This window comes from Bacteroides sp. 214, from assembly GCF_010501015.1.
Lineage (GTDB): Bacteria > Bacteroidota > Bacteroidia > Bacteroidales > Bacteroidaceae > Bacteroides.
In genome coordinates, this window is the sequence record NZ_QVML01000016.1 from 93,023 (window position 1) to 104,707 (window position 11,685).

Consider the following 11,685-nt stretch of genomic DNA (forward strand, 5'->3'; position numbering starts at 1 on the left):
GAAGCTATATATATCCTTAAGAAACGAGGCTCACTTTCAAGCGAAGTGAGCCTCGTTTCTTATGAAAACAGACTTCATTTAGTGTAAAAGTGAAGCCCAAAAATAGTACAAATCACGCAAGTTTCTCTTTTAGGAATTGTCCTGTATAGCTTGCTCCACACGCTGCTACTTCTTCCGGTGTTCCGCAAACAATCAGGTTTCCTCCTTGTTTGCCTCCTTCAGGACCTAGGTCTATCACATAATCGGCACATTTTATAACATCCATGTTGTGCTCGATAATAACAATGGTATGTCCGCGTAAAATCAACGCATCGAACGCTTCGAGCAGTTTGCGGATGTCATGGAAATGTAGCCCCGTAGTAGGTTCATCAAAGATAAAGAGGGTAGGGTCTACTTTCTCTTGACTAAGGTAATAAGCTAATTTTAAGCGTTGGTTTTCTCCACCCGAAAGGGTAGAAGAGGCTTGTCCCAATTTAATGTATCCTAACCCAACTGCCTGTAGCGGTGCCAGTTTCTTTAATATCTTTTTTTGACCGTATTTGGTGAAGAATTCTACTGCTTGGTTTACCGTCATGTTCAGTAACTCATAGATGCTTACGTCGTGGTATTTCACTTCGAGCACATCGCTTTTGAAACGCTTGCCATGACAACTTTCGCACTCCAATACTAAGTCTGCCATGAACTGCATTTCTACTGTTACAGTACCGTCACCTTTACATTCTTCACATCGCCCACCTTCGCTGTTAAAGCTGAAGAAGCCTGCGGTATAGCCCATTTGCTTGGCGAGTGGCTGCTCTGCCCATAGTTTTCTGATGTCATCATAAGCCTTAATGTAGGTCACAGGGTTGCTCCGACTAGACTTTCCTATAGGGTTCTGATCTATAAACTCCACATTGCGCAAACTTTTAATATCTCCTCCCATACTTATAAACTCGCCTGGCCGGTCGCTACACTCATCCAGTTCGCGCTTAAGGGCCCGATACAAAATATCGCGTACCAATGTGCTTTTCCCTGAGCCAGAGACTCCGCTTACTACCGTCATCACATTGAGTGGAAAGCGTACGTCAATACCTTTCAGGTTGTTTTCGCGAGCACCTGTTATTTCAATGTAGTTGTTCCATGGGCGGCGATGCAGTGGTACAGGAATCTCTTCTTCTCCAAGCAGGTAGTGCACGGTGTGACTTTTACTACCCTTTTTCAGTTCTTTCATGTCACCTTCATACACAACTTCTCCACCCAATCGCCCGGCATCGGGACCTAAGTCGATGATGTAGTCGGCAGCACGGATGATTTCTTCATCATGCTCCACTATAACAACAGTGTTGCCGAGTGTTTGCAATTGGCGCAACACGCGAATCAGTTTGTCGGTGTCGCGACTGTGTAGTCCGATACTTGGTTCGTCGAGAATATATAAACTACCTACCAGACTGCTCCCTAATGAGGTAGCGAGGTTGATACGCTGGCTCTCACCTCCCGAGAGTGAGTTGCTTAACCTGTTCATTGTTAAGTAGCCTAACCCTACATCCACCAAGAAACTCAGTCTGCTGGTTATCTCTGTGAGAATACGTTTGGCAATGGCTGCATCGTGCTTATCGAGCTTTAATAAGCGAAAAAAATCTTGTAGTTCCGTAATTGGTAAATCCACTAATTCGCTAATCGGTTTACCGCCTACACGTACATATCCCGCTTCGGGTTTCAGCCGGGTGCCATGGCAGGTAGGACAGGTTGTTTTGCCGCGATATCGGGCAAGCATTACACGATATTGTATTTTGTATTGGTTCTCCTGAACCATCTTAAAGAACTCGTTAATGCCATGAAGTGATCCTCCGTCTCCATTCCAGAGAATGTGGCGTTCTTTGTCGGTCAGTTCGTAATAAGGGGTAAATATAGGGAACTTAACATCATATGCTGCCCGGATAAATTCATTTTTCCATTCGCCCATAACGTCGCCTCGCCAACAAACCACCGCCCCGTCATATACAGAAAGTACACGATTCGGTATAACCAGATGTTCATCGATACCGATAACCTTGCCAAATCCTTCGCATGTGGGACATGCTCCAATGGGCGAGTTGAAAGAAAACATCTGATCATTAGGCTCTTCAAAGAGTATGCCGTCGGCTTCGAACTTAGTACTGAAGGTGTATAACTTGCTGGTGGCATCTTCTGCATAAAAGCGTAACATGCAGATGCCATCTCCTTCGTACATCGCTGTTTCGGCAGAATCGGTAAGGCGGCTAATAGCGTCTTTGCTGTTGCTTACCGTCATACGGTCTATTAGGAGGTAAATAATATCATCCTCTTTATAGGTGTATTCGTCTATGCGAATCATTTCGCCATTTACTTCCAGACGGTTAAACCCTTGTTTGAGGTAGATATCGAGTTGCTCTGACGCAGTGCGATTGTTGCCTATACGGAAAACCGAAAGTACAGTATAACGCGTACCTTCAGGATGGCTTGTCATGCAGTTTACAATGTCTTCGGTACTGTGCTTTTTTACCTCTTCGCCACTTATTGGACTAAAAGTCTTTCCGATGCGGGCATAAAGTAAACGTAGATATTCGTACACTTCGGTGCTGGTACCTACGGTGGAACGTGGATTGCGGCTACTAACTTTTTGTTCAATGGCAATAGCAGGCGGAATACCCTTAATGAAATCACATTCCGGTTTACTCATTCGTCCAAGGAACTGGCGGGCATAAGACGAAAGGCTTTCCACATAGCGGCGTTGCCCTTCGGCATAGAGTGTGTCGAAGGCAAGCGATGACTTCCCTGAGCCCGACAAGCCGGTAATTACCACCAACTTGTTGCGCGGAATGGCAACATCAATATTCTTCAGGTTGTTAACTCTTGCTCCCTTTACACTTATGTATTTGCTTTCCGACATATTCTTCAAACTAAAAAATCCCCGCAAAGGTACTATTTATTACTGAAATAGAAATCGGGTAAATACAAATAAACGTTTATCTTTGCGTTCTAAATGTAATACCGAATCGTATGAAATATAAGCTTTTACTACTCGTTCTTTGTATCACAGGCTCGCTTTTTGCACAACAAGAACAACGTTATCCTAAACGCGAATTTCGTGGCGCGTGGATTCCAACCGTTACGGAACTTTATCGTGGCATGAGTTCCGAAGCTATGCAACAGCGCCTTATTAAAGAGCTTGACATATTGCAAGCGGCAGGTATTAACGCTATTCTCTTTCAGGTACGCCCCGAAGCCGATGCTTTGTATGAATCGCCTTACGAGCCATGGAGCCGTTTCCTTACTGGTGTGCAAGGACAAGCACCCAATCCTTATTGGGATCCTATGGCATTTATGATTACTGAGTGTCACAAACGTGCTATGGAGTTTCATGCGTGGATTAATCCTTATCGGGTAAAAACAAATATTGCCAATGAACTTCATCCCAGTCATATCTATCATGCACATCCCGAATGGTTTGTGCAATACGACAACAAGCTTTTCTTTGACCCTGCACTCTCTCAAAGCCGGGAACATATTTGTAAAGTAGTAGCCGACATGGTAGCTCGTTACGATCTCGACGCCATTCATATGGACGATTATTTTTATCCGTACCCTACCCAGGAAGCCTATCCGGATGATGCTAACTATGCTCGCTATGGTGCGGGTTTTGCCAATAAAGCAGACTGGCGTCGTAACAATGTAAACGTACTCATCAAGCAAATTCACGAAACAGTACGTGCCACCAAACCATGGGTGAAGTTTGGTGTAAGTCCTTTTGGCGTCTATCGCAATCAAAGTGCAGATCCATTAGGAAGTAACACACAAGCTCTTGCCAATTACGACGACCTTTATGCTGATGTATTGCTTTGGGCGCGCGAAGGTTGGATAGATTACAACATCCCGCAACTTTACTGGCATGTAGGACACCCTCGTGCTGACTATGGAGTCTTGGTAGAGTGGTGGGCTAAGAATAACGAAAACCGTCCGCTTTTCATCGGGCAATCTATCTCCAACACCGTGAAGAATGCCGACCCCGACAATCCCGCTATTAATCAGCTCCCTTTGAAGATGAAGCTCGAACGTTCTTTCCAATCCATTGGTGGTGCCTGTCAATGGCCGGCAAATGGAATTATTACCAATGAAGGCAATTATGCAGATGCTCTAAAAGCGGAGTATTACAAATATCCGGCTTTACCCCCTGTATTCGACTTTATCGACAATGTAGCTCCTGGCAAGGTGAAGAAGCTAAAACCAGTATGGACAGCCGATGGCTATATCCTTTTCTGGACACCACCCAAAGCATCCAGCGAAATGGATAGAGCTGTTCGTTATGTGGTATATCGCTTTGAAAACAAACAAAAAGTAGACATCAATAATCCGGCGAATATTGTTGCTATTACCTCCGAACCTTTCTTGAAATTGCCTTACGAGAACGGGAAAACTAAATACAGATATGTAGTGACAGCGTTAGATCGTCTGCAAAACGAATCGCGAAGTGTGGGAAAAGCTGTGAAACTGTAGTTTCTTTACCCCTTATTTTTGCTGATAATCCAAATAATAACCGGTGCACCGAATAAAGCTGTTACTGCATTTATAGGTAGTGTAGACTGGCTGCCGGGCAGTTGCGAAACCAAATCGCACAGCAACATAATCACTGCGCCTATAAGCATTGAAGCCGGAAGTATAATGCGGTGATTGGACGTGCGGAAAAGTCCGCGGGCAATATGTGGAATAGTAATGCCAATAAAGGCGATAGGGCCAGTAAAAGCGGTAGATGTACCGGCAAGTAACGCGGTTGCCAGTATCGCATACAACCGCAGACGCGATACAGAAATACCCAAACCTGCCGCGTAGTTTTGTCCCAGCAGAAAAATATTAAGTTGTTTTTGAAGCAACAGTGCCATTACTACTCCAATGGCAATAACCGGAAGCATAACACGCATATACTCCCAACCCACAGCAGATAAACTGCCAAAGGTCCATGTTACGAAAAGTTTTAGTGTATCAGGATTACTCACGCTTTGCAGAATGCTGACAATTGCTCCGGCAAAGTTACCGAACATCATTCCTATTATTAATAAGGAAACAGTTTGTGGTATTTTAATGGAGACAATAATAACCAATAGTAACACGCATGCCGCACCGATAATAGCTGCTGCTACTTGTCCCCATCCTGCAATCATCCAAAGAGGAAGAGAAGCAGAGCCTAGTGTCAGCAGTGCTACTCCCAAACTTGCTCCCGAAGTAACCCCAAGAACATCAGGTCCTGCCAATGGATTGTGAAAAACAGTTTGCATCAATACACCGGCAGTCGATAAAGCAATACCGGTAAGAATCGCGGTTAATGCTTTGGGTAGGCGGTGGTTAAGGATAATTTCGCGGTATATTTCATTTTCGCTTTTCCCGGTAAGAGTAGCCCAGATATCACTTAGCTGTAGGCTTATACTTCCAAAAAGAATGTCGGCTGTCAACGCCAATACAAGCAATACTACTAAAAAAACAAATAGTTTCTTCATGGGGCAAGGCGGTTGAAGTAAGTAAATTCGTAGTTGGGTAGCAGTTCGGGATGCAATACCTTAATCATATCACTGAGCAAAAGGTCGGGGCGAGCTACGCCACTTTCCCAGAAATCATTCCCTCCGGTGGCGTTCATGCGTTTGTTGTTGTTATACACATTTCCGCTTTTGAATGCGTCGAAGAGTTTGTATTTGCTATCGGTTTTTCCAAGTTCTTCCAGTGTAGAGGCTTGTGCACCTACCCATACTTCGGCTTTATTGAAGTGTACCAATGCTTCTTCAATAGTACTGCTGATGCTTCCGCTACTGGTGTCTTTCTTGTAGTAATAGTTGCCGCCCGCATCACGAAAAAGCTGTCCGCTATAACTTTGTCCGCCCGGCATAGACCAACTGCCACGGAAGTCTTGTCCCGAAAGTATGGTGGGCTGGTGGCTTTGTGTGGTGGCAAGTGCTTTTACTTTATTGTATTGCGCTTCAATCGTTTGAAAAACGCTATCGGCAAGGGCAGATTTGTTGAAGAAAGCACCTACAAATTTTATCCATTCTGCTCTGCCAAGCAATGTTTTTTCTTGCCATTCAATGTTATAAATAACCGTTAATCCGGTTTGTCTCATCTTTTTGCTGTTCTCGTCATCGGCATTATAAGCAGTAGTCATTACAGCTTGGGGGTGTAGCAACAGGAGTTTCTCAATGTTGAGGTTAAAGGCATCTCCCATATCTTGAACTCTTCCGGCTTTAACAGCTTCACGTACGGTAGGGTTATAGATGAAGTCGGGGCTACAGATTCCGCTAATCACATCGAGTTCGTTCAGTAACTCAAGAAATCCGAGATGGGTGGCGGAGTTTGTCATTAACCGGGTGATGGGAATGGTTACTTTCCTTCCGTTGGCTGGGGTGGGCGTGTCGTTGTCGGTCACAAGGTAGTAAGTATCATATACTTCGCCTGTTTTCCACGGATTCAGCACGCTAACGGTGGTGTAGCTCTCTTGAACTGTAATTGTAAACAGCTCCGCGTGAGTTATTTCAATGCTTTTTCCCTGCGCGTTTGCCTGTTCCGTTCGTTGCTCTTTTTGTTTGCCACAAGCCGAAAGTAATAGGATGATAATGAATATGATACTTAAGATAAACCTGTTTCCCATAAAGAATAACTTTTCGGCGCAAAGATAGAACTTCTTTTGCTAAAGAATTGTTGTTTAGGAATAGTTCTTTTATTTTTGTGAGTATCACCATTAATAAATATACATATGAAATTCTTTATTGACACCGCCAACCTGGCGCAAATCAAAGAGGCACACGAACTCGGTGTGCTCGACGGCGTAACTACCAACCCTTCGCTCATGGCAAAAGAAGGTATTAGCGGAGTAGAGAACCAACACAAACACTATGTGGAGATTTGTAACCTTGTGCAAGGCGATGTAAGTGCCGAAGTAATTGCAACCGATTACGAAGGAATGATTAGAGAGGGTAAAGAGCTTGTTGCGCTGCATCCCAACATTGTCGTAAAAGTTCCCTGTATTGCTGATGGCATCCGGGCTATCAAGTATTTTTCTTCCAATGGCATCCGCACTAATTGTACTCTTGTATTCTCTACCGGACAAGCGTTGCTGGCGGCAAAAGCAGGGGCAACCTATGTTTCTCCTTTTGTGGGCAGGCTCGACGATGTTAGCGAAAATGGTGTTGCCTTGGTAGGCGAAATTGTTGAAATGTATCGTTACTACGACTATCCTACGCAGGTATTGGCGGCATCCATTCGTCACACACGCCACATAATACAATGTGTGGAAGTAGGTGCCGATGTAGCTACTTGTCCGCTAAGTGCTATTAAAGGTTTGCTGAAGCATCCGTTGACAGACTCCGGCTTGGCACAATTCTTGGCAGATTATAAAAAGGTAAACGGATAAGTACAGATTCTCTACGCGTTGAGAATAAAGACTTAAAGCGTCAAGTATTTATTCTCAACGCGTAGAGAATTTCTGATATTTGTTGTAGCTTTGCCTTAAGTTAAGTTACTATTTATGAAAAAGAAGACTTTTAATCTGCTTATTTCCCTGTTTTTATTGTTGAGTAGCTCTGTTTACGCACAGCAAACTACTACCGAACCAATTGCCGACAAAGTAGGATACATTGTTAAAGTGGGCGATTATGCACCCGATTTTACGATAACTCTTACTACGGGTGAGTCGGTAAAACTCTCTTCGTTGCGTGGTAAATTAGTTATGTTGCAGTTTACCGCAAGTTGGTGTGGTGTTTGCCGCAAGGAGATGCCTTACATTGAAAAAGATATCTGGCAGAAGCATAAAGACAATGCGAACTTCGCCTTGATTGGTATAGACCGCGACGAACCGTTGGATAAAGTGATAAAATTTGGTCAGCAGGTGGGGGTAACTTACCCGCTGGGGTTAGACCCGGGTGCAGATATCTTTGCATTGTATGCACTTCGTCAGTCGGGAATTACCCGCAATGTGTTGATCGATAAAAACGGGGAAATAATTATGCTTACCCGCTTGTTCAATGAACAAGAGTTTAATGAGCTGGTAGCGAAGATTGATAAAATGCTGAAATAGGATAGGACTTAACTCTTTTGCTAACAAATAATTCATAAAATCAATGGGTATTTATATAACAGTTGCAATTCTTATTGTTTCTGCCATCTTTTTTGTAAGTGGCAAAATACGCTCGGACGTGGTGGCTTTGTGCGCCTTGGTGTTGCTAACCCTTACTGGTGTGCTTACACCCGAGGAGGCTCTGACCGGTTTCTCTAACTCTGTCGTTATCATGATGGTGGGGCTTTTTGTGGTGGGAGGTGCTATCTTCAAAACCGGCTTGGCGAAGATGATAAGTAGCCGTATCCTGAACTTGGCAGGAACCAACGAGTTGAAATTGTTTATACTAATCATGTTGGTGACCTCTGTTATCGGAGCTTTTGTAAGCAATACAGGTACGGTGGCGTTGATGCTGCCTATCGTAGTAAGCATGGCGGCGAGTGGCAATATAAATGTAAGTCGTTTGTTGATGCCGTTGGCTTTTGCCAGTAGCATGGGTGGTATGATGACCTTAATTGGTACACCGCCCAACCTTATTATAAACAACGTAATGGTTGATGCCGGTTACAAAAGCCTTTCTTTCTTTTCGTTTACTCCCGTTGGCTTGGTTTGCCTTGCGGTAGGACTGATTGTGCTTGTTCCATTGAGCAACATGGTGTTGAGTAAGAGAGGACAGAAGGGAAAAGGAAAAAAGAAAGGCAAAACATTGAAAGAACTGGCTGGCGAATATCGCTTGTCAAACAATTTATACCGTATTCAGGTAGAGAAGGGTTCTTCGCTTGTCGATAAAACATTGCAAGAGCTTGGCATTACTAAAAACTATAATATCTCCGTGCTCGAAGTACGTCGCCTTTCTACCTCGCGCAAGTTTTTCAAAACCATGAGTCAGGAACTTGCGGGTGCAAGTACGGTGGTGTCGGCAGACGATATTCTTTATGTGCTTGGCGAGTTCGAGAACGTAGAGCGCTTTGTCAATGAAACCGGAAACAAACTGCTGGATACACACCAAATAGAAGGTGGTAGTGCTTCCCGGCAAGAGAATCTGGCATTTACCGAAATTGGAATCGCCGAGATTTTATTAATGGATAACTCCAAACTCATCAATAAACCGGTATCGGCATCGGGGTTTCGAGAAAATTATGGTATTAATATATTAGGTATCAAACGCAATGGACGCTATATCCTGCGCGAGTTGAAAGATACAAATATGCATTCGGGAGATGTGCTGTTGGTGCAAGGTGCATGGATAGATATTGCCCGTTTGAGCGAAGATCAATCCGAATGGGTGGTGCTTGGGCAACCTCTGACAGAAGCTGCTAAAGTTACGCTAGACCATAAAGCTCCGGTTGCAGCGGCAATTATGATTTTAATGGTTGTTACGATGATGTTCGACTTCATCCCTGTTTCTCCTGTTATCGCTGTATTGATTGCTGCTATTTTAATGGTGCTGACGGGTTGTTTCCGCAATGTGGAAGAAGCTTATAAAACCATCAACTGGGAGAGCATTGTGCTTATTGCCGCCATGCTACCTATGTCGCTGGCGTTGGAGAAAACCGGTGCTTCCGAACTGGTGTCGGGTGCACTCGTTAGCGGACTTGGCGACTACAGTCCCTATGTTTTGATGGCAGGTATCTATTTTACAACTTCGCTCATGACCATGTTTATCAGTAACACGGCAACGGCTGTATTGATGGCACCCATCGCGCTGAGCGCCGCCATGCAAATGGATTTAAGTCCTTTCCCGTTCTTGTTTGCCGTAACGGTTGCCGCGAGTATGTGTTTTGCTTCGCCGTTTTCTACACCCCCCAATGCATTGGTGATGAATCCCGGGAATTATACGTTTATGGATTATATTAAAGTTGGTTTGCCGTTGCAAATTATCATGGGTATTGTGATGATATTTGTACTTCCACTGATATTCCCGTTTTAGAAACAGTTTCTTAACACCTCTTGCCTTTTCACTCTTTTTAGTACTCTGTTTTGTTATTTTGTTAGCATTACTCCGTTGTACTATCGAAGAAAAGCTATAATTTTGCTTATATTAAATAAGTTTGAATCTAAATTGATGACAAAATGAAAGCTTTAGTAAAACTTCGCCCGGAAAAAGGTTTGTGGATGGAAGATGTTCCGATGCCAACCATTGGAGTTAATGATGTACTGATTAAGATAAAGAAAACCGCTATCTGCGGCACCGACTTACATATATATAGGTGGGATGCCTGGTCGCAGAAAACAATTAAGACTCCGATGACTATCGGTCACGAATATGTGGGCGAGGTTGTTGATATGGGAAAAGGAGTCGAGAATCTCAAAATAGGCGACCGGGTAACCGGCGAAGGTCACATAGCTTGCGGACATTGCCGCAACTGCCGTCGCGGAAAGAAACATGTTTGCGAAAACATCATCGGCGTAGGTGTAAATCGCGACGGTGCTTTTGCCGAATATCTTTCCATTCCTTCCGAAAACGTAGTTAAGCTCGATCCGCGTATCTCCGATGATATGGCAGCTATTATGGACCCCTTTGGCAATGCTACACACACAGCGCTTTCATTTCCTATTATTGGCGAAGATGTTTTGATAACCGGTGCCGGATTGATAGGGTCAATGGCTACGGCTATTTGCAGGTTTGCCGGTGCAAGATATATTGTGGTGAGCGACCTTAGCGATTATCGTTTGGATATTGCCAAGCGTATGGGAGCTACGCTGACCATCAACCCCGCCAAAGGCGAAACAGTAGAACAAGCCATGAAGCAGTTGAAGATGAGTGGTTTTGATGTTGGCTTGGAGATGTCGGGATCGCCCAAAGCATTCAACGAAATGCTTGCCGCTATGTACAACGGCTCAAAGATTTCCATGCTTGGCATTCAACCCGAAGGAACGGGTGTCGATTGGGATAAAGTAATCTTCAAAGCATTGACGCTGAAAGGTATCTATGGACGCGAAATGTGGGAAACATGGTATCAGATGGAGCAAATGCTAATTACCGGTATCGACCTGTCTCCCATCATTACCCATCACTACTCAATAGATGAGTTCCAAAAAGGATTCGATGTGATGGATGGTGGCGAATGTGGCAAGGTAATTCTAAACTGGGAATAGCGCCCTGTTACCACTCATAAACCATTTTAAGGAATAGGTCTTCACATTCACAAACCGCTGTAAGTAGATAACAGCGAGCTGGTTACGTGTGAAGACCCCCTCTTTTTGCCTTCACAGGGTATTCACTACCTATTCGCGAGATATGACACGCGCATGAACCCCCTTTTTCTTCTTTCCCCTCGTCTGCTTTAGACGGATTCTCATAAAACTCAAATTGTACTGCCATTTTTTATAGCTTATTATTCTTAACCTACTAGCTCTTTCGTTTTGTGCTATTTCAACACAGATTTTTAGCTACTGTTTCTTCGTGCTTTTTGCACTGCATTCTTACTCGTTTTGAATAGTGCTTTTCATCTCTTCACATATGTGATGATATCTCTTCACAGTTGTGACGATATCTCTTCACATATGTGCCGATATATCATCACAGTTGTGAAGAGATAATTGTACTATTGATATATGACTTATACTGAAAGTGGTTGTCAGTTTTTACTGCTTGTTACTAAAAAGGTTGTCGCAATATATCTTTTCATTCTAAAAAGGTTGTCATTCATATC

9 protein-coding genes are annotated in these 11,685 nt (G+C 43.8%); 5 read left to right on the forward strand and 4 right to left on the reverse strand.

The window, feature by feature from the left end; genetic code table 11:
* Positions 1-112: 112 nt before the first annotated feature.
* Entirely contained in the window at positions 113-2,887 is a 2,775-nt protein-coding gene (uvrA, locus tag D0T50_RS11385; protein ID WP_163223654.1) for an excinuclease ABC subunit UvrA, read from the reverse strand.
* 110 nt (positions 2,888-2,997) lie between these two features.
* Between uvrA and D0T50_RS11390 the strand changes: the two genes are divergently transcribed.
* A complete protein-coding gene (locus tag D0T50_RS11390) occupies positions 2,998-4,491 on the forward strand; it encodes a glycoside hydrolase family 10 protein (RefSeq protein ID WP_163223655.1) in 1,494 nt (497 codons plus the stop codon).
* 5 nt (positions 4,492-4,496) lie between these two features.
* On the opposite strand, the gene D0T50_RS11395 is transcribed toward D0T50_RS11390, so the two are convergent.
* Together D0T50_RS11395 and D0T50_RS11400 are read right to left on the reverse strand one after the other, a co-directional pair.
* Positions 4,497-5,486 carry an iron ABC transporter permease gene (locus tag D0T50_RS11395; RefSeq protein WP_163223656.1) on the reverse strand — a complete coding sequence of 330 codons (990 nt, stop codon included), beginning with the start codon at positions 5,484-5,486 and terminating at the stop codon, positions 4,497-4,499.
* A complete protein-coding gene (locus D0T50_RS11400; RefSeq protein WP_163223657.1) occupies positions 5,483-6,625 on the reverse strand; it encodes an ABC transporter substrate-binding protein in 1,143 nt (380 codons plus the stop codon). The genes D0T50_RS11395 and D0T50_RS11400 overlap by 4 nt, the downstream gene beginning before the upstream one ends.
* Before the next feature lie 105 nt (positions 6,626-6,730).
* On the opposite strand from D0T50_RS11400, the gene fsa reads away from it, so the two are divergent.
* The 4 genes from fsa (at position 6,731) to tdh (ending at position 11,128) form a co-directional block, all read left to right on the forward strand.
* Positions 6,731-7,387 (forward strand): fructose-6-phosphate aldolase, encoded by a 657-nt coding sequence (gene fsa / locus D0T50_RS11405; protein ID WP_163223658.1) that lies wholly within the window; start codon positions 6,731-6,733, stop codon positions 7,385-7,387.
* Between the two features lie 114 nt (positions 7,388-7,501).
* Complete coding sequence (locus D0T50_RS11410) at positions 7,502-8,050, forward strand: TlpA disulfide reductase family protein (protein ID WP_163223659.1); 549 nt, start codon at positions 7,502-7,504, stop codon at positions 8,048-8,050.
* A 49-nt stretch (positions 8,051-8,099) separates the two neighbouring features.
* Positions 8,100-9,959: an SLC13 family permease gene (locus tag D0T50_RS11415; protein ID WP_163223665.1), complete on the forward strand. Its 1,860-nt coding sequence runs from the start codon at positions 8,100-8,102 to the stop codon at positions 9,957-9,959.
* A 143-nt stretch (positions 9,960-10,102) separates the two neighbouring features.
* The gene (gene tdh, locus D0T50_RS11420; RefSeq protein WP_163223660.1) at positions 10,103-11,128 is read left to right on the forward strand and encodes an L-threonine 3-dehydrogenase; all 1,026 of its coding nucleotides are present in this window, start codon (positions 10,103-10,105) and stop codon (positions 11,126-11,128) included.
* A gap of 82 nt (positions 11,129-11,210) precedes the next feature.
* Here the strand turns inward: tdh and D0T50_RS13630 are convergent, their stop codons facing one another.
* Positions 11,211-11,354: a hypothetical protein gene (locus D0T50_RS13630; RefSeq protein WP_203558231.1), complete on the reverse strand. Its 144-nt coding sequence runs from the start codon at positions 11,352-11,354 to the stop codon at positions 11,211-11,213.
* Positions 11,355-11,685 lie beyond the last annotated feature (331 nt).

What these genes read in the sequence shown, in the direction of transcription:
- tdh (WP_163223660.1), top strand. Translation starts at nt 10,103, where the DNA reads ATGAAAGCTTTAGTAAAACTTCGCCCGGAAAAAGGTTTGTGGATGGAA.
- uvrA (WP_163223654.1), bottom strand. Translation starts at nt 2,887, where the DNA reads ATGTCGGAAAGCAAATACATAAGTGTAAAGGGAGCAAGAGTTAACAAC.
- fsa (WP_163223658.1), top strand. Translation starts at nt 6,731, where the DNA reads ATGAAATTCTTTATTGACACCGCCAACCTGGCGCAAATCAAAGAGGCA.
- D0T50_RS13630 (WP_203558231.1), bottom strand. Translation starts at nt 11,354, where the DNA reads ATGGCAGTACAATTTGAGTTTTATGAGAATCCGTCTAAAGCAGACGAG.
- D0T50_RS11395 (WP_163223656.1), bottom strand. Translation starts at nt 5,486, where the DNA reads ATGAAGAAACTATTTGTTTTTTTAGTAGTATTGCTTGTATTGGCGTTG.
- D0T50_RS11390 (WP_163223655.1), top strand. Translation starts at nt 2,998, where the DNA reads ATGAAATATAAGCTTTTACTACTCGTTCTTTGTATCACAGGCTCGCTT.
- D0T50_RS11400 (WP_163223657.1), bottom strand. Translation starts at nt 6,625, where the DNA reads ATGGGAAACAGGTTTATCTTAAGTATCATATTCATTATCATCCTATTA.
- D0T50_RS11410 (WP_163223659.1), top strand. Translation starts at nt 7,502, where the DNA reads ATGAAAAAGAAGACTTTTAATCTGCTTATTTCCCTGTTTTTATTGTTG.